The sequence below is a fragment of the Arthrobacter rhizophilus genome (genome assembly GCF_026241105.1).
In the GTDB taxonomy this organism is placed as follows: Bacteria; Actinomycetota; Actinomycetes; order Actinomycetales; family Micrococcaceae; genus Arthrobacter.
Map to the genome: position 1 here is coordinate 312258 of NZ_JAPFFT010000001.1, position 17310 is coordinate 329567.

General features: G+C 64.0%; 15 protein-coding genes. 8 read left to right on the plus strand and 7 right to left on the minus strand.

The annotated features are described in order from the left end of the window. Positions 1–16 precede the first annotated feature (16 nt). The 6 genes from mnmA (at position 17) to OOZ51_RS01445 (ending at position 8679) form a co-directional block, all read left to right on the plus strand. Positions 17–1138: a tRNA 2-thiouridine(34) synthase MnmA gene (mnmA, locus tag OOZ51_RS01420; protein WP_416346336.1), complete on the plus strand. Its 1122-nt coding sequence runs from the start codon at positions 17–19 to the stop codon at positions 1136–1138. Between the two features lie 125 nt (positions 1139–1263). Further along, positions 1264–2889, plus strand: coding sequence for a gluzincin family metallopeptidase (locus OOZ51_RS01425; protein ID WP_265977102.1), 1626 nt, complete (start codon positions 1264–1266; stop codon positions 2887–2889). Between the two features lie 201 nt (positions 2890–3090). Next, complete coding sequence (locus OOZ51_RS01430; protein ID WP_265977103.1) at positions 3091–4719, plus strand: ABC transporter substrate-binding protein; 1629 nt, start codon at positions 3091–3093, stop codon at positions 4717–4719. A gap of 114 nt (positions 4720–4833) precedes the next feature. Further along, positions 4834–5922 carry an ABC transporter permease gene (locus tag OOZ51_RS01435; RefSeq protein WP_265977104.1) on the plus strand — a complete coding sequence of 363 codons (1089 nt, stop codon included), beginning with the start codon at positions 4834–4836 and terminating at the stop codon, positions 5920–5922. 1 nt (position 5923) lies between these two features. Continuing rightward, positions 5924–6958, plus strand: coding sequence for an ABC transporter permease (locus OOZ51_RS01440; RefSeq protein ID WP_265977105.1), 1035 nt, complete (start codon positions 5924–5926; stop codon positions 6956–6958). Beyond that, on the plus strand, positions 6955–8679 hold the full coding sequence (locus OOZ51_RS01445; RefSeq protein ID WP_265977106.1) for an ABC transporter ATP-binding protein: 1725 nt from the start codon (positions 6955–6957) through the stop codon (positions 8677–8679). The genes OOZ51_RS01440 and OOZ51_RS01445 overlap by 4 nt, the downstream gene beginning before the upstream one ends. Positions 8680–8755: 76 nt before the next feature. Here the strand turns inward: OOZ51_RS01445 and OOZ51_RS01450 are convergent, their stop codons facing one another. Continuing rightward, positions 8756–9415, minus strand: a complete 660-nt coding sequence (locus OOZ51_RS01450; protein WP_323054646.1) for an NADPH-dependent F420 reductase — start codon at positions 9413–9415, stop codon at positions 8756–8758. A 78-nt stretch (positions 9416–9493) separates the two neighbouring features. Between OOZ51_RS01450 and OOZ51_RS01455 the strand changes: the two genes are divergently transcribed. Beyond that, positions 9494–9880 (plus strand): chorismate mutase, encoded by a 387-nt coding sequence (locus OOZ51_RS01455; RefSeq protein ID WP_265977108.1) that lies wholly within the window; start codon positions 9494–9496, stop codon positions 9878–9880. Between the two features lie 4 nt (positions 9881–9884). Beyond that, a complete protein-coding gene (locus OOZ51_RS01460) occupies positions 9885–10922 on the plus strand; it encodes a uroporphyrinogen decarboxylase/cobalamine-independent methonine synthase family protein (RefSeq protein WP_265977109.1) in 1038 nt (345 codons plus the stop codon). Positions 10923–10939: 17 nt separating this feature from the next. On the opposite strand, the gene OOZ51_RS01465 is transcribed toward OOZ51_RS01460, so the two are convergent. The 6 genes from OOZ51_RS01465 to OOZ51_RS01490 are packed head-to-tail and all read right to left on the minus strand — an operon-like array spanning position 10940 to position 17293. Then, on the minus strand, positions 10940–11674 hold the full coding sequence (locus OOZ51_RS01465) for a DUF4166 domain-containing protein (protein ID WP_265977110.1): 735 nt from the start codon (positions 11672–11674) through the stop codon (positions 10940–10942). A gap of 52 nt (positions 11675–11726) precedes the next feature. Next, positions 11727–13019 carry a DUF58 domain-containing protein gene (locus tag OOZ51_RS01470; protein WP_265977111.1) on the minus strand — a complete coding sequence of 431 codons (1293 nt, stop codon included), beginning with the start codon at positions 13017–13019 and terminating at the stop codon, positions 11727–11729. A 35-nt stretch (positions 13020–13054) separates the two neighbouring features. After that, complete coding sequence (locus tag OOZ51_RS01475; RefSeq protein WP_265977112.1) at positions 13055–14110, minus strand: AAA family ATPase; 1056 nt, start codon at positions 14108–14110, stop codon at positions 13055–13057. Further along, positions 14107–15348 carry a DUF4350 domain-containing protein gene (locus OOZ51_RS01480; RefSeq protein ID WP_265977113.1) on the minus strand — a complete coding sequence of 414 codons (1242 nt, stop codon included), beginning with the start codon at positions 15346–15348 and terminating at the stop codon, positions 14107–14109. The genes OOZ51_RS01475 and OOZ51_RS01480 overlap by 4 nt, the downstream gene beginning before the upstream one ends. Then, entirely contained in the window at positions 15345–16067 is a 723-nt protein-coding gene (locus tag OOZ51_RS01485; protein ID WP_265977114.1) for a DUF4129 domain-containing protein, read from the minus strand. Before OOZ51_RS01485 ends, OOZ51_RS01480 begins: the two co-directional genes overlap by 4 nt. Next, entirely contained in the window at positions 16028–17293 is a 1266-nt protein-coding gene (locus OOZ51_RS01490; RefSeq protein WP_265977115.1) for a DUF7847 domain-containing protein, read from the minus strand. The genes OOZ51_RS01485 and OOZ51_RS01490 overlap by 40 nt, the downstream gene beginning before the upstream one ends. Positions 17294–17310 lie beyond the last annotated feature (17 nt).

Genomic DNA, 17310 nt, shown 5'->3' on the forward strand with positions numbered 1-17310 from the left:
GCGAGTTCTTGCAGCCATGAGCGGCGGAGTCGATTCCGCCGTTGCCGCCGCCCGCGCCGTCGAGGCGGGGCACGACGTCGTCGGCGTCCACTTGGCGCTGTCACGCATGCCCGGAACGCTGCGTACCGGCAGCCGCGGCTGCTGCACGATCGAAGACTCCCGTGACGCTTGGCGCGCCTGCGATGTGCTGGGGATCCCGTATTATGTTTGGGACTTTTCGGAGCGATTCAAGGAAGACGTCGTCCAGGACTTCATCGACGAATACGCCGCGGGTCGCACTCCCAATCCCTGCATGCGCTGCAACGAGCGGATCAAGTTCGCGGCCTTACTGGAAAAGGCCATCGCGCTGGGCTTCGACGCGGTCTGCACGGGTCACTACGCCAAGGTCATCCAGGATGCGGACGGCAATCCCGAACTCCACCGCGCGGCCGATTGGGCCAAGGACCAGAGCTACGTTCTCGGCGTCCTGACCCACGAACAGCTCAAGCACTCCATGTTCCCGCTGGCCGAGACCCCCTCCAAGGCCGAGGTCCGCGCGGAGGCCGAACGCCGCGGCCTGTCCGTGGCGAACAAGCCGGACAGCCATGACATCTGCTTCATCCCCGATGGCGACACCGCGGGTTGGCTTGCCGAAAAGATCGACATGACCACAGGCGACATCGTGGACGAGGCCGGGACCAAGGTAGGGGAGCACCCAGGCGCCAACGCGTTCACGGTCGGCCAGCGCCGCGGGCTCAAGCTGGGCACTCCTGCCGCTGACGGCAGGCCACGCTTTGTGCTGGAAATCCGGCCCAAGGAAAACAAGGTTGTCGTCGGGCCCGAAGCCCTGCTCGCGATCGACGAGATCCGCGGAATCAAGGTGTCCTGGGCCGGACTGCCCATCGCCGAGGTAGCTACCGGAGCCGAGTTCGACTGCTATGCCCAGGTGCGGGCCCATGGCGACCCCGTTCCGGCCAAGGCGTCGGTAGGGCGGAATGTCGACGACGCCGGCATCGAGCGTGAAGGCCTCGTGGTGACACTTATCGATCCGCTGCGCGGAGTGGCCCCCGGACAGACCATCGTGTTGTATCAAGGCACGCGTGTACTGGGCCAGGCAACCATCGACGCCGCCCGGTCCCTCCAGCGCGCGGCGCTCTAAGGGTGTCCGCGGCAGCGCCCTAGCGGTGTCTGCGCCATTGCCTCCAGTGAAGGCCCGCTCCATACTTGGCTAAGCAGCGTTTCCGCTGCGGTGGTTGGGGTTCCGCATTCGGGACGGCGATGGCTGTGGCATTTCAAAAGAAGGCCCCGGGGGACATCAAGGCCGGGCAAATGGTCGAGGTGGCGGTTCTTGCTGAAGGCCCGATCGGCAGGGGCGGCGACGGTCCGTTGATCGCCCGGCTGCGCATCCCCGTTGAGCGCTTGCGGCGCGGTCCCACGGGACACCGGCTTGCCGTGCACATCAGGAAATGGCGCGGCACCAGCGTGGTTCCCATTACCCTCACGGCGCCGGGGGATCCGTGGCGCCTCGTCTCCGAGGACCCGCCCGCGGACTTGCGGGCACTCCTTGACGATTCGAGGTTCCTGGCCCAGCACGTCTATGGCGTGGCTTCGGCAACCCTTGACCTGTTCGAATCGACCCTGGGCCGGCGCATGCCGTGGAATCCGGAGGGGCGGCTCGTGTTGAAGGCCCGCGACCTCGTGACGGCCACGGACACCGGCTACGAGCGGGACACCAACATCATCCGCTTCGGGTCCATCGACCGCATGGGCTACAAGGTTCCGACCGCGTTGTTCCGGGACATCGTGGCGCACGAGGTTACGCACGCAATCCTTGATGGATTCCGGCCGGCATGGGGTGATGCGATGGCCACGGCGGAACAAATCGCCTTGCATGAAGCGCTGGCGGACCTTGTTGCCGTCCTTTCTGTGTTTTCTTCGCGGGACGTGGTGTACCGCCAGCTCAAGGCCGCGGCCGGCGGATTCGAGGCCGGACAGGAAGTGGACGAGACCGTCTTGATGCGGTCCATCTTCGACTTTGCCCGGGATCTCTATGCCCGCGGCCCGCTGCGTGAGCCGTTCGTCGGTGCGGTCCCCGACCACTGGCAGGAGCTGCCGGAGCCGCACCAGCGTGGCGCGGTCGTCGTCGGGGCCGTGTTGCGAGCTGTCCATAGACTCTGGGTCGAACGGAACCGCCGCTTCGGTGAGGGGCAGAGCCTGCAGCAAAAAGCCGAGTCCGGATCCATCGTGGGCATCAGGGTCCTGCGCATGCTCATCCGGGGGCTGGCCTACATGCCTCCTGTGGACGTCTCCTGGCACGACCTGTTGCGGGGGGTCATGGCATCGGACCTGGACATGGTTCCAGAGGACGCGCACGGTTACCGGGAGGCCCTCCAAGCCGAATTCTCCGGGATCGGCATCCATCGAGTCTCGCTGTCCAATATTTCCGGGGTGGACAACTACCAGGGGCTGCGGTACCCTATTCGGCTCACGGCACTGGGCTCGGATCCCCAAGAGGTCCAGCGCTTTGTCTGGGAAAACCCCCGGCTGCTCGATGCCGCCCGTTTGGAGCGCCGAACTCCGCTTAGTTCCACGCGAGTGCGGACTTCCGAGCGGGTCACCCCGGACGGCTTCGTCGTCTCGGAGATCGGAGCGTCCTTCATTCAGACGGTGCGCATGAGCCGAAAAGAGGCCTATGTGCGTCTTGGCCTGAAGACCGAGCGCGAGTATGTGGACATCCGCGGAGGCGGAGTCTTGAGGTTCGACGCCGGTGGCCGCCTCGTCTACGCGGCGCTGAAACCGGTGATGTCCCGTGAACGGCAGGCTGCATTGTTCGTCTCGGACGAACAGCGCGCCGCTGAAGAGGAGGCTTCCGGCGGAGTCCAGGACAAGTTCCACGGGACCGGTGAATAGCCCTTCGGAATCAGGCGTTCCTGCGCATGGTGATCGATATAGCCGACGACGCGACCAAAGAAAAGTAAATTTTGTGTCTCAACTCACAGAATCAAACGTTTCACCAAGAATCCTTCTGATTGAATCGTGAAATCAGGAGTATGTGCTCCGAGGAAATTACCGACGGCGGTACGCCGTATCCATCGAACAGAAAGTTCACTGATGGCAATGAACAAAAAAGCCCTGCGCAGCGTTATCGCGTTCGCGGGCATCTCCGCATTCGCTTTGACGGCCTGCACGGGCCCGTCCGGCGGCGGCGGTTCGGCTTCTTCAGCTGCCAGCGGCCCGATCGCCTACGGCACCACCGATAAAGTGACCGCGCTCGATCCCGCTGGTTCTTACGACAACGGTTCCTTCATGGTGATGAACCAGGTCTATTCCTTCCTCCTCAACTCGAAGCCCGGAAGCGCCGAGCCCGTGCCGGATCTGGCGGAATCGGCGTCGTTCACGTCGCCCACCGAGTTCACGGTCAAGCTGAAGTCCGGACTCAAGTGGGCCAACGGTCACACGCTGGACTCCACCGACGTTAAGTTTTCGTTCGACCGCCAGGTCAAGATCAACGACCCCGCCGGACCGGCGTCCCTCCTCGAAAACCTGGATAGTGTCTCCACCCCCGACGCCAACACCGCGGTTTTCAAACTGAAGCTCGCCAACGACCAGACGTTTGCACAGATCCTCAGCAGCCCGGCCGCGCCGATTGTGGACCACCAGGTCTTCCCGGCGGACAAGCTGCTTTCCGATGACGACATCATCAAGGCCAAGGCGTTCTACGGCCAGTACACGATCGACAGCTACAAGAAGAACGAGCTCATCAGCCTCAAGGCCTACCCGGACTACAAAGGTGTTCTGGGCAAGCCGGCCAATGACGCGGCGACCATCAAGTACTACGCCGAGCCGACCAACATGAAGTTGGACATCCAGCAGGGCAACATCGACGTTGCTAACCGAAGCCTCAGCGCCACCGATGTCGATGACCTCAAGAAGGACTCCAAGGTCAAGGTAAACGTTGGACCGGGCGGCGAAATCCGCTACATCACGTTCAACTTCAACACCATGCCTTTTGGCGCCAAGGCAGCGGGGGCGGACCCGGCCAAGGCACTCGCCGTACGCCAGTCGATCGCCAACCTGGTTGACCGCCAGGCAATCGCCGACCAGGTCTACAAGGGCACATACCTGCCGCTGTACTCCAATGTTCCCAGCGGTTTCCTGGGCGCCAACGAGTCCTTCAAGGACGCATACGGCGACAACGGAAAGCCGAGCCTGGACAAGGCCAAGAAGGTCCTCTCCGACGCCGGCGTCAAGGATGTTGTCACCCTGAACCTGCAGTACAACCCGGACCACTACGGCAAGTCCTCAGGCGACGAGTACGCCATGATCAAGGACCAGCTTGAGAAGTCGGGTCTCTTCAAGGTCAACCTGCAGTCCACCGAATGGGTGACCTACAGCAAGGCCAGCCGCGCCGACGAATACCCGCTGTTCCAGTTCGGTTGGTTCCCGGACTTCAGCGACGCCGACAACTACCTCACCCCCTTCTTCCCGAAGGGCGGCTTCCTGAAGAACCACTACGACAACCCGGCAGTGACGGATCTGATCAACAAGCAGCTGACCACCACTGACAAGTCGGCCCGCGAGTCGGCCATCAAGGACGCCCAGAACGCATTGGCGAAGGACATTTCCACTTTGCCGCTGCTCCAGGGCGCACAAGTTGCCATTTCGGCGAAGGGCGTGAACGGCGTCGACAAGACGCTTGACGCATCCTTCAAGTTCCGATTGGGAACCGTTTCAAAGTAAGCAGCCGGTCGGGGGAGGCGGGTGCCAACAGGCGCTTTGCCTCCCCTTACTGCTGATTGCCTCACATATGAGCAAAACCCCGCGCGATCCGCGGGCAATGAACTTTAGGTAGCAATGACAACACTTATAGAGGTGCCCGACGTCGAACCGGACGCGGTCGCTCCCAAGAGCAAATCAGCGGGCGGAGGTCTGGGCAGGTACATCGTGGTCAGGTTTTTCCTGATCATTCCCACGATCTTCATCCTTGTAACGCTGGTTTTCTTCCTCATGCGGGTCATCGGTGACCCCATCACTGCAGCGCAGGGTGGTCGGCTTCCTCCTGACGTCCTGGCACAGCGAATCCACGACGCCGGTTACGACCGGCCGATCATCATCCAGTACTTCGAATACCTGGGCCAATTGGTCACCGGCAACTTCGGCACCACCATCACGGACCGGCGGCCCGTCGTCGAAATGCTGTCGACGTTCGGCGCAGCCACCCTTGAGCTGTCTATCAACGCGCTGATCGTGGCACTCGCTGTCGGTATCCCGTTGGGCCTGATCGCCGCTCAGCGTCGCGACAAGGCCGCAGACGCCTTCCTCCGTTGCTTTGCAATCCTTTGCTATGCCACCCCGGTCTTCTTCTCGGGGCTATTGCTGAAACTGACGTTCTCCGTGTGGCTCGGCTGGCTGCCAGTGGCCGGGCGTGTCTCCACCCGCACCGAGCTGACCATGGGTCAACTCGCGGCTCCGACCGGCATCTACTGGCTAGACGCATTGCGCAGCGGGAACTTTAACGCGCTGGGCGACATCGTCTCGCACGCAGTGCTTCCAGCCATTGCCTTGGGCCTCCTGACCGCAGGCGTCTTCCTGCGCCTCGTCCGCACAAATGTCATCGGCACGCTGGGCAAGGACTACGTTGAGGCCGGGCGTTCACGCGGCGTCAGCGAGTTCCGGCTCGTCACCAAGCATGCCTACAAGCCGGCGCTGATCCCCATCATCACCGTCATGGGCCTGCAGATCGCCCTCATGTTGGGCGGTGCTGTCCTGACCGAGACCACCTTCGAATGGAAGGGGCTCGGCTACCAGTTGGTCCAGTACCTGAACGCCAGGGACTTCGTAGCAGTCCAAGGCATTGTGGTGCTGTTGGCCGTTATCGTGGCCATCACCAACTTCGTCGTGGACATCATCGCCGCGCTGATCGACCCGCGAGTGAGGTACTGAGATGAGCACTGCAACAATTCCCGGACGGAAGAAGTCCTTCCTGTCCGGACTCCCGGTCATTTCCCACCTCAACAAGAGCGTTGGCCTGCAGCGTGGCATGCTCATCACCGGGCTCGTACTGACCGGGTTCTTCCTGCTCTGCACGGTGCTGGCCCCGTTCATAGCGCCTTACGGCTACGCCCAACTGAGTGATGCTTCCGGCTCGTTCCCCACCCAGCAGGCCCCCAACAGCAAGCACCTGCTCGGTACGACAGTCGGCGGCTATGACGTCCTTTCGCGGGTCCTCTGGGGTTCGCAGACCGCCGTGACCGTGATCGTCGTCGCCGTGGCGATGTCCATCTTCCTCGGAGTGGCGCTGGGCCTGCTCAGTGGTTACTTTGGCGGCTGGCTGGACCGGGTCCTCGTGGTCATCGCCGATGCCATCTATGCTTTCCCGACGCTGCTGCTGGCGATCGTCATCTCGATCGTCGTCAGCAGGGGACAATCGAGCTTCTGGGGCGGCATCTTGTCGTGCTCGTTCGCAATCACCGTGGTGTTCGTTCCGCAATACTTCCGCGTGATCCGCGCCGAAACCATCAGGCTCAAGGCCGAGCCGTTCGTCGAATCAGCCATGGTGCTGGGTGCTTCCAGCCTGCGGATCATCACCCGCCACATCTTCAAGAACGCCACCAGGACACTTCCGCTGATGTTCACGCTGAACGCCTCCGAAGCAATCCTGACCTTGGCCGGCCTCGGATTCCTGGGATTCGGCATCGAACCGTCCTCTGCGGCCGAATGGGGCTTCGACCTCGACAAGGCCATGGCCGATGCGTCCTCCGGCATCTGGTGGACCGGCGTCTTCCCCGGTATCGCGATCGTCCTCACAGTGCTCGGTTTGACCTTGGTCGGCGAGAGCATCAACGACCTCAACGATCCCCGCCTACGCGGACGCAAGCGTGCCGGAGGCAAGGCCTCCCGCTCCAAAGTGACGGCAGGAACCGACGGCAAGAACACAGGAGCCCTTTCGGCTCCTGAATCAGAAGCAGGTAAGGCATGACCACCAACATCGGCAACATCTCGGACCAGCCGCAGGAACCGGGGCGGCCAGTCCTGGACATTGAACGGCTCAAAGTCACCTTTGCCACGGACAGCGGCGACGTCTACGCCGTCAAGGACGTCAGCCTCGAGGTCAAGGCCGGGGAAGTGCTGGCGATCGTAGGGGAGTCCGGCTCCGGCAAGACTGTCACCGCGAAGACCATTCTCGGTCTTCTCCCCGAGACAGCCATCAGCTCGGGAGCCGTGCTGATCAATGGCAACAACGTGATCAGCGTCAGCGCGTCCAAGCTCCGCAAGATCCGTGGCCGGGACGTGGCCATGGTCTTCCAGGAACCTTCCACTGCGCTGAACCCCGTGTTCACGGTTGGCTGGCAGATCGCCGAAGGCATCCGGGCCCATGCCTCCGACGGACACCGGATCTCGGCCAGGGAAGCCAAGAAGCGGGCCACGGAGGCACTGCGGAAGGTGGGCATCCCCGATCCCGAAACCCGTGTCAACTACTATCCCCACCAGCTTTCCGGAGGCCAGAAGCAACGCGTAGTCATCGCGGCTGCGCTCGCCTTGAACCCGGGGTTGATCGTGGCGGACGAGCCGACAACGGCACTTGACGTCACTGTCCAGGCCGAGATCCTGCAGCTGCTCCGGGACCTACGGGACAAATACGGCACCTCGATCGTCCTCATTACGCACAATATGGGTGTGGTGGCAGACCTTGCTGACCGCGTGGTGGTCATGTATCAGGGCGATGTCGTCGAAGAAGCCACGGCCAAGGTTCTCTTTGCGGAGCCCAAGCAGGACTACACCAAGAAGCTGCTGGCCGCCGTGCCGCACCTCGGCCGCAACTCAGCATCCGAAGGGGCCACCCAAAGGCTGCACCAAGGCGGGAAAGCCCTCGTTGAAGCCAAGAACCTCACCATCGAGTATCCGGGCCGCCTCGGAAAACCCGGGTTCAAGGCCGTGGACAACGTCAGCTTTACGGTCTCCGAGAACGAGGTCTTTGGCCTGGTAGGCGAGTCCGGTTCGGGCAAGTCCACTATCGGACGGGCCATAGCCGGCCTCAACCGGATCACCGGTGGCAGCCTCAAGGTCCTCGGTTACGAAATGCTGGACTTCAAGGAACACACGTTCAAGCCGCTTCGCAAGGACATCGGCTTCGTCTTCCAGGACCCGGCAGCCTCGTTCAACCCCCAGCTGACCATCGGCGAGTGCGTAGCGGAACCGCTACTCATCCACACCCATCCGAGCCCGGCTCAAGCACGCCTGCGTGTGGCGCAGTTGCTTGAATCGGTGCAGCTGCCGGCGTCGTACGCTGAACGCTTCCCGCACGAGCTCTCCGGCGGGCAGCGCCAGCGTGCTTCGCTGGCGCGTTCCCTCGCCCTCAATCCACGCCTTTTGATCGCCGACGAGCCAACCTCGGCCCTCGACGTTTCCGTACAGGCAAAGGTCCTGGAACTGTTCAAGGACATCCAGGAAGAGTTCGGTTTCGCCGCGCTGTTCATCAGCCACGACCTCGCAGTGGTGGACATGCTCTCCCATTGGGTGGGCGTGTTGTTCAAGGGCAAGCTGGTGGAGCAGGGAATCGGTAGCCAGATCATGGGAAATCCGCAGCATGACTACACCCGCAGGCTCATCGCCTCGCTGCCGGTGCCGGACCCTGATGAGCAGGCCCGACGCCGGGAAGACAACCGCGAGCTGCTGGGCACCGAGCTACTCGAAAGCTAGCCTCGTCCCTGACGGAAAGACCCGCCTTTCTCGTGAAAGGCGGGTCTTTCGTCTGTGCCGGTCTTTCCCGTGCTGCCTATTCGGAGACGATGCTGATGTTGAAGAGCTTGTCCTTCGGCTGACGCATGAAGATCCGGAGCCACAGCGGCATCCACATTTCCAGGCCGCGGGCGACGTCGAGCCCGCCAAGGTCGTGGATGTGTTCGGGGAGCCAGCCGAACTCCCGCAGGAGCGCGACGACGGTGGCTTTCGCGTCGTCGTCGTTCCCCGCCACGAAGACGTCGTGGGCGCCGTCGGCGAGCCTGAGCGGATCAACCATCAGCGGAGCCTCCAAGGTGTTGAGGGCCTTGACAACGCGGGCCTCGCGGAAGGAACGCTGGATGGTTTCGGCGATGCTGTCGGTATTGCAGACCGAAAGCGTCGGCGGGAACCCGGCGGAAAAGTCCAGGGGATTGGACACATCAACCAGGACCTTGCCTGCCAGGTTCGCAGCCCCGGCCTCACTCAACGCCGCGAGCGAGACCGTGCCGGGCGTTGCGTTGACCACGATCTCGGCCATGGCCGCCGCCTGGGCGAAGGAACCCGAGCTAGCTGCCGAACCCGCCTGCGCCGCCCATTCCGTTCCTTTGGGATTGCCCGCCTCCCGGGAACCCATCATGACCTCATGGCCAACCGCCACCAGTTTGCTGGCCAATGCGTGCCCCACCCTTCCGGTGCCAAGAACTGCGATTTTCATGCGTGCTCTCCTTTTCATCGGCGCGGACATGCCTATTCTGCCCCTCAAGGCGCGGCCAGCACACCATAGACTGGAGGAATGACTGAGCAGAACCATGCCCTTCCCGACGCCGATTCCTTCGATCCCGCGGCCAGCTCCCTTGCCGGCCGTGTGGACAAGTCCGTCATGGACGAGCTGCTCTCCATCCGGTCCAGCATCGACAACATTGATGCCACCCTCGTCTTCCTCCTCGCGGAACGCTTCAAGGCCACCCAGAAGGTTGGTGTCCTCAAGGCGACGCACAAGCTCCCGGCAGGGGACCCGGGCCGCGAATCCGCCCAGATCGCACGGTTGCGCAGACTCGCCGAGGAAGCGCACCTGGATCCTGCCTTCGCCGAGAAGTTCCTGAATTTCATCATCAGCGAGGTCATCCGGCACCACGAGGCAATCGCCGAAGACCACCAGGCATCCATCGCGCAGGCCTGAACACATGCCCGCAGAAACCGCGCAGAACCAGGTCACGGCAACGGCCCTGGGTCCTTGGCCCGGGACCGATCCCGCGGAGGCCGCACGGATTATCCGTGGCGAACTGGGCAGTCCGCACCTGCCGTTCCTGGCTGAGCTTCCGGACCGTGGCGTTGGATCCGATCCCCTTGGCCGGACTGCTTCACTGCTGGTTGAGCTGGCCATCGACGTGCAGCCCCACGGCTGGCGCCTGGTTGACCGCCCGGGGAAAGACCTGCGGCGTGCAAGGTCCGCGCTTGCTACCGACATCAACGTCCTGGCTGACGTTGCCGGCTCGGAAGAAACTTCCGCGGAGGCGCTGAAGATTCAGCTGCGCGGTCCCATGAGCCTCGCAGCGGGCCTTTACCTGCACAACGGGGAGCGTGCCCTTCTTGACTACGGGGCCCGCAGGGACATCGCGGAATCCCTGGCCGCCGGCATCGCCGAGCACATAACGCGGGTCCGAGCCGCAGTGCCGGGAGCCGACGTGGTGATCCAACTCGACGAGCCGGACATTGCTTCTGTGTTGGCAGGTACTATTCCCACCGCGAGCGGCTACCGTACCCTTCGGTCCATCCCTGGCGAAGAGGTCACCGGCGCCTGGCGGTTGGTGATCGACGCTTTGCGGGCAGCTGGAGTGGCCGAGACAGTAGTCTCCGTTCCGGAGATCGAAGCACCCATCCAGCAGATTCTGGCCGCCGGAGCCGACGGCGTCGCCCTTCCGCTCAAGGCGCTCACCACGCGCCAATGGGAACAGATTGCGACGGCGGTAGAGGACGGCAAGCGCTTCTGGGCCGGCGCACTGGCCACTGAAAATCCGCGGGCAACCTTGCCACGCACCGCCGAGGTGGTGGACACCGTTTGGCGGCCTTGGCGCCAACTCGGCTTACCGGCGTCGAGCTTGGGGGCCGTGCGTGTCACACCGTCGGACGGGCTGGCCGAGTACTCGCCGTCGGGGGCCAAAGAGGTCCTGACCCGCTTGGCCCAGCTTGCCGATGGATTGAACCAGCTCGCCCTCGGCTAGCCGCTTCCCGGCCTCTTTTAGATCCGCCGTTCCCAGCGGTCCGGCTCGGCGTACCGGGGGAGCCCGACGGCGGCGGTGGCGGTCCGCGAGGCTGCCGCGCCATCCGTCCCGGGCAGCGAGGGCGCCAATCGGTAATCAAAGGAGCCCGCGTAAACAAGGACCAAGCCGACGTGTTTCTGGAGCACCTTCACCTGGATCCGATGCTTGCCTTCCGCCGCATCCCACCACTGCTCTGCGTAGGCCTTCGCATCGAGCGCAACGGGCAAGGCCAGCCTCAGGGGACCCAGGAACAAACGCGACGCACCCGAGACGCCGCGAAGCCGCCCCTCCGGTGTGACATCCAAATCCAGCCCCGTGGCCAGCCGGCGGTAGCGGCCCAGGTAGTCGATGAGCCGGGTGCCACGGTCGTTGCCGGTCTCCGCGACCGTGGTGTCATGGAACAAGCGGGTACGCCCGGGAAAGAAAATTTCACGCCGCGCCGTGAGGCTGGACCGTCCGAACGGATCAAAGTGTGCGTGGTTCTCGATGCGGAACGGAATGCGCTCGCCGTACTCGGGGAAGAAGGCCTGTTCCCCGGCAACCGTGGCCAGGAGCGGACGGAGCCATTTCTGCCGGCAGCCGACCACATCGAACACACCCTCGCCGATTCCGTATGATCCGGACCCCGGCGCAAGCGAGAAATAGTCCTGGAGTTCAGGCTGCAACTGCCGGAACTTGCTGCCCAGCGCCAACTCGTAGATCGGTGTGCTCATGGTGGTTCCTCGGGTTGTGGGTGTTGGTTTGATAGCTCAGTGCCTGGCGGCGCTACAGACGGCCCGCAGCCTTCAGCCGAATGTATGCATCGGCCAGGCGTGGCGGTAGTTCAAGAGGCTCGGCGTCGACCACTTCCGCACCAAGCTGGCGCAGTTGGGCGCTGACTGCCTCACGGTCAAGGAGGGCTCGCTCGGCGGCCGAGGCACGGAAGACCTGGCTCGCCGTCGTGCGTTCCTCCTTCATTCGCCCCAGCAGGGGGTCACGGACCGATGCAACCAACACGACGTGCTGCCTCACCAATTGCGCCACCAAGGGAATGAGTCCTTCCTCGGGGGCCCCGCCGTCGAGCGAGGTCAGCAGCACTACCAGGGAACGGTGCGCGGAAATGGCCCGCACTTGGGCCGGGATCTGCGCCCAATCCATCTCGATCAATTCGGCCTCGAGCGGCGCCATGGCCTGGACCAAGGAGCCGAGGAGATTGCCCTTGGCTGCCGAGTCGACGCGCCCGCGGACGCGTCGATCGAACGCGAAGAAGTCCACGCGGTCTCCGCCGCGCTCTGCCAGCACTGCGAGCAGGAGGGCGGCTTCCATCCCGGTGTCCAGGCGGGGCTCGTCGTCGATGCGTGCTGCGGCCGTGCGCGAGGTGTCGAGCATGATCACCACGCGTCTGTCCCGCTCGGGGCGCCAAGTCCGGACGACGACAGCGGTGCGCCGCGCGGTCGCCCGCCAGTCGATGGAGCGCACGTCATCGCCCCGTACGTAGTCCCGGAGCGAATCGAACTCGGTGCTGGCTCCACGGATCTGGACCGCAGCCTTGCCGTCGAGTTCCCGCAGTTTCCGCAGCTTGGAGGGTAGGTGCCGCTTGGAGTGAAAAGGCGGCAGGACGCGCAGGCGGCCGGGGAGAGACACAGTTCGTTGCCTCGCCGCCAGCCCGAGGGGGCCAATCGAACGGAGCGTGACGTGCGGTGCTGTCAGGTCGCCACGCCGTGTGGGCCTGAGCCGGACTGACATTCGCCGCCGCTCACCAGCCGGGATCCCGACGCGCTGGACGGGGGCTATGGTCCCGGCGGAGGGTTGCCAAGCGTCACGCACCAGCCCGCGGAAGGTCCGACGGTTGCCGTTCTCCAGCGTCAGTACAGATTCCGCCTCCGAGTGGAGGGTGACATTGCCCGGATCCTGGCGCCGCAGGGAGACCTTGGCAGGCGACGCGGCCAGCAGGATGTCGGACACCATCAGGGCCAAAAGCCCGGCCGCGATGAGGAGGACCGTCCCCCACGCAGGGAACAGCAACAAGGGGACCAACGCGGCGAATACCAGCAGCACAAAGCGGCCTGTGATGGCCATTCAGCACCCCCGGACAGGTTTAAGGCGCGGCACCATCAGCGCGGAACGGGGACAGAAGCAAGGATGCTGCCCAGGACATCATCCACGCGGACGCCATCCATCTGCGCTTCAGGGCGAAGCCCGACGCGGTGCCGCAGACATGGCAGGGATAGTGCCTTGACGTCGTCGGGGGTGACGAAGTTGCGTCCGGATAACCATGCCCAGGCACGCGAGGTGTTCAGCAATGCAGTGGCGCCACGAGGGGAAACCCCCAACTGGAACGACGGAGCAGCGCGCGTCGCCCGGACGACGTCCACAATGTAGCCGAGGATCTCGGGGGCCACCGTCACCCTGGCCACGGCATCGCGGGCGTTTTGGAGTTCGACGGCGCCCGCCACCGGCCTGACTCCGGCTGCCAGTAAGTTGCGCGGATCAAAACCTTCGGAGTGCCTTCGGATCACTTCGATTTCCTCGGCGCGTCCAGGCAAGGGCATGGAGAGCTTGAGGAGGAAGCGGTCCAACTGGGCTTCCGGCAGGGGATAGGTGCCCTCGTATTCCACGGGGTTCTGGGTGGCGGCAACAATGAACGGTGATGGCAACGGACGGGAAAGTCCGTCCACGGATACCTGGCGCTCCTCCATGGCCTCCAGCAGCGAGGCCTGGGTCTTGGGAGGCGTTCGGTTGATTTCGTCCGCCAGCATGATGTTGGTGAAGACCGGTCCTTCGCGGAAAGTGAATTCCGAGGTGTGCGAATCGTATACGAGGGAACCGGTGACATCGCCGGGCATGAGGTCCGGCGTGAACTGGATGCGTTTCGTATCCAGGCTGAGCGCGGTGGACAAGGCACGCACGAGCAGCGTCTTGGCAACCCCGGGTACGCCTTCCAGCAGGACGTGACCCCCGCAGAGCAACGCGATGAGCATGCCTGTCACCGTTGCATCCTGCCCGACGACGGCCTTGCCTACTTCGTGACGGACGTCCAGCAGGGCTTTGCGGTCGGGATCAGAGTCCGCAGAGTGCCGGACCGGCTGCTGCGCCGGTGGTCCCTGTGATGCCGGCCCTCCTGAGTAGCCGTAGTTCCCGTCGGTGAAGCTGTTTGCTTGATTGCTCATTGGGCTGTCGCCTCCTGCTCGAGTTTTTCGATGTTTTGTGCCCATCGGACCAGTTCGGATTCGGTGCCGGGCTGGTGGTCCAGCAGCATCCGGAGCTCCTGTGCCGGCCGGTCCATCTTTCGGGCCACCGCATCGATGACGGCATCTGCGCCCACTTCGGGGCCCAGCCGGAAATGCCTCGCAAGCCTGGTCAGGGCGCCGGCCCGTAGATTGTCGGCTGCCCGGCCGACCGCCCGCGAGTCCTGGTACAACCGGGCGCGGCCTTCGGCCGTTTCTGCGGCCTTGACCACCACCGGCAACGGTTCGAACACGAGCGGACCGAGGCGCCGGCCGCGCCACAGCACGGCGAGCAGGGCGACGACCATCAGCCACAGGCCCAGGAAGCCCACCCAAGGTGGCGCCAATTCATTGAGCGTAGCCGGCCTGCCGGCGGTGGGTACGTCTCCGAGCCCGGGGAGATACCAGACGAGATCCGGGGCAGGTCCAAGGGTACGGAAGGCCAATGCGGCGTTGCCCTCTTCCTGCAGCAGATCGTTGCTGATCATGGCCGCGCTGCCGAGAACCACCAGCCGTCCGTCCGTGGTGGCGGCGTACATCCCGCCGTCGCCGGTGCCTGGGCTGTAGCACATCGCGTCGGCTCCCTTGTAAAGGAACCCGTTCTTGCCGGAGACACGGCCTGCGACGAGTGGATCCGCTTGGCGACATCCCGCGTCCAACGTTGCCGTGCCGCTAGGAACCACGCCGGCGTGACGGATCCCGCTGCCCAGTCCGGTCAGGGTCCGGGGACCGGGAGACACCACCACCACGCGACCGGCTGATTTCAGCAACATGTGCAATTGGGCAGGGTCGAGATAGCCATTGCGGTCGTACAGCAGGACGGTGGCGCCGGGTTTCCCTGCCAGGAACGAGGCTGTGGAGGCGAAGGAATTGGATTCCGTGACCGTTACTCCGTGCTGTCGGAGGACTTCGGCTGCTGCCATGGCCCCGTCGGGGGCCGGATTGCGGGCAGACAGGGGTGCCTTGTCCGTGCTGGCGGAATTTTGGGCCACGGTGAGGATGCCAAGCACGGCGACGATCGCTCCGATGATGATCCAGGCGATATGGCGTCTCGACCAGCCAAGCAGCCGCGAGGTCCACCGAAGCCTCTGGCCGTCCTGGGCCCTGTCCTGACCGTGTGTTCCGCCCGGCGCTCGGTCAGGGGTGCCACGTTCCTTGGCCGTGCCGGGAGCTGAAGTCATCGCGGCACCGCCAAACCGTTGCCTGCCTGACCGAGGAAATCAGGTTTTGTCGCCGACAATTCTGTGTCCAGTGCCAGGACGGCAGCGTGATCGGATGAGGTGGCCGCTGCCTTGCCGTATTTCACCCCGTCGAAGAGTCTGGCCGCGTGTTCAAGCCGCGAACCGGCGGTCGCGAACGCGCGCCCTAATTGGACAGCCGCCTCGTCCGCGGTCCGGCCCGCTTGGGTATCAATGATTGCGCGGTCCTCAGCCGAGCGAACCACCGCGCGGAACTGCTCGACAACGGCCGTCTGCCAGTCTCCACGGCCTGCTGCGGCAGATGCCCGCGCGCGGAAAGCCTCGGCATTCACCGAGGACGCGTCGTCGAAAACCTCCGCAGATTCCTTCCGGCGGGGGTTGAGCCGTGGCCTGACCACGATCACGGCAACCACGATGAGGACTACCGCCAACACTCCAATCAGGAGCATGCCGATGTTCGGCCCGCTGATGGAATCGCCGTTCAGGGAACGGAGCCATTCGATGAACTGGTTCCACATCTCATCGATCCAACTGGGCTTGGCCGACGTGTATCGCGGCTTGGAGAGTTCCTCAACCGCCCATCGTTGGGCTTCCTCGCGGTCCGGGTCAACGGGAGGTTCGGAGGCAACGAAAAGAAAGGAAAAAGGCGCGGATCCCGGGATCATCCTGTTGGCGAACCCTGGCCGGTCACGGGCGGCCATGGCGGCGCGTTAAGTTGACGAACCCCGCCGCGGCCGGGAACGCCGTCGGGATCTTCTCCGGTCTCCAAAAGCCGCAGGAGCTCCAGATCCAGGCCGTCACGTCGCATCCGCAAGTCCATGTAGATCAGCGCGGATACGGAAGTTTGGAACGCGAACCCAACCGCACCTACGAGAGCCCCTACGACCGAGGAAACCACCAACAGGACCACCGTTGTCGTGGTCACTTGTCCGGCGCTCGGATGAGGCGAAAAGACGGCCGTCAATCCGCCGGACGCCAAGCTCACGGGAATCTGGATGACCTGCGCGATGACTCCCACCATGAAGCCAACAAGCAGTGTGATGCCAAAGATCCGCCACCAATTCCTCGACGTCAGGGTCCACGAGCGACGAAGACCGGCGAAGACGCCGGCTCCTTCTATGGTGACGGCGGCCGGGGCCACCATCAGCTTGGTGTAGACCCAGATATATACGACGACGGCGCCAAGTCCCAGGGGAAGGACCAGAAGCAGCCCGGCAGGTCCCATGCCAGTCAAGATGAGCGCGGCGAGCAAGAACAGGACCACGAAGAACAGCAATGATCCGGCCAGCAGGAGGACAGCGAGGCCCACGAGGGGCCAGATACGTGAGCGGGCCAGCGACCACATTTGCTTGAACCCGGTAGGGCGGTTCAGCGCCGACCTGGCGACGGGTATGGCCATGACGCCTTGGAGGATGGCGGCGAGCCCCATGGCGAGCAATGAGATACCCATAGCCCCGGCAAAGACGCCAAGGATCGGGCCAAGATACCGCATCGATTCCGACTGGCTCGTGAATCCGCCTACGGGAGGTTGTGCGATCCCGAGCATCCCCAGCGCGGCAACCCCGCTCAAGGCGCCGATGATGGCTTGGACGATAAGTGCGGAACCGAACATGGTTTTGGCGTTCCGGCGGATGGTTTGGAAAGCGCCGTCCATGATCTCGCCGAACATCAGCGGCCGGAGGGGCACGATTCCGGGTTTCGGGGGAGCGACATAGCGGGGCTGGCCATAAGGCGGCGGACCGCTCGCGGACCAGCGCGGATCAACCGGGGCGCCCCATGATTGCCCCGGATACTGTGGCGCGCCCCATTGCGGCTGGGCACCCCATTGCGGCTGGGCGCCGGGCGGTGGCGCGCCCCATTGCGGCTGGGCATCCCACGGTGACCGCGGTCCCTGTTCGGGCCGGTCGCCCGGATCTGGCTGTGACACGTCTTCCTCCCCAAAAA

Bases quoted from the DNA above. Each gene is read 5' to 3' on its own strand.
- OOZ51_RS01440 (WP_265977105.1), top strand. From the start codon at position 5,924: ATGAGCACTGCAACAATTCCCGGACGGAAGAAGTCCTTCCTGTCCGGA.
- OOZ51_RS01450 (WP_323054646.1), bottom strand. From the start codon at position 9,415: ATGAAAATCGCAGTTCTTGGCACCGGAAGGGTGGGGCACGCATTGGCC.
- OOZ51_RS01470 (WP_265977111.1), bottom strand. From the start codon at position 13,019: ATGGCCATCACAGGCCGCTTTGTGCTGCTGGTATTCGCCGCGTTGGTC.
- OOZ51_RS01485 (WP_265977114.1), bottom strand. From the start codon at position 16,067: ATGGCCGCCCGTGACCGGCCAGGGTTCGCCAACAGGATGATCCCGGGA.
- OOZ51_RS01430 (WP_265977103.1), top strand. From the start codon at position 3,091: ATGGCAATGAACAAAAAAGCCCTGCGCAGCGTTATCGCGTTCGCGGGC.
- OOZ51_RS01475 (WP_265977112.1), bottom strand. From the start codon at position 14,110: ATGAGCAATCAAGCAAACAGCTTCACCGACGGGAACTACGGCTACTCA.
- OOZ51_RS01445 (WP_265977106.1), top strand. From the start codon at position 6,955: ATGACCACCAACATCGGCAACATCTCGGACCAGCCGCAGGAACCGGGG.
- OOZ51_RS01465 (WP_265977110.1), bottom strand. From the start codon at position 11,674: ATGAGCACACCGATCTACGAGTTGGCGCTGGGCAGCAAGTTCCGGCAG.
- OOZ51_RS01435 (WP_265977104.1), top strand. From the start codon at position 4,834: ATGACAACACTTATAGAGGTGCCCGACGTCGAACCGGACGCGGTCGCT.
- mnmA (WP_416346336.1), top strand. From the start codon at position 17: ATGAGCGGCGGAGTCGATTCCGCCGTTGCCGCCGCCCGCGCCGTCGAG.
- OOZ51_RS01480 (WP_265977113.1), bottom strand. From the start codon at position 15,348: ATGACTTCAGCTCCCGGCACGGCCAAGGAACGTGGCACCCCTGACCGA.
- OOZ51_RS01460 (WP_265977109.1), top strand. From the start codon at position 9,885: ATGCCCGCAGAAACCGCGCAGAACCAGGTCACGGCAACGGCCCTGGGT.
- OOZ51_RS01455 (WP_265977108.1), top strand. From the start codon at position 9,494: ATGACTGAGCAGAACCATGCCCTTCCCGACGCCGATTCCTTCGATCCC.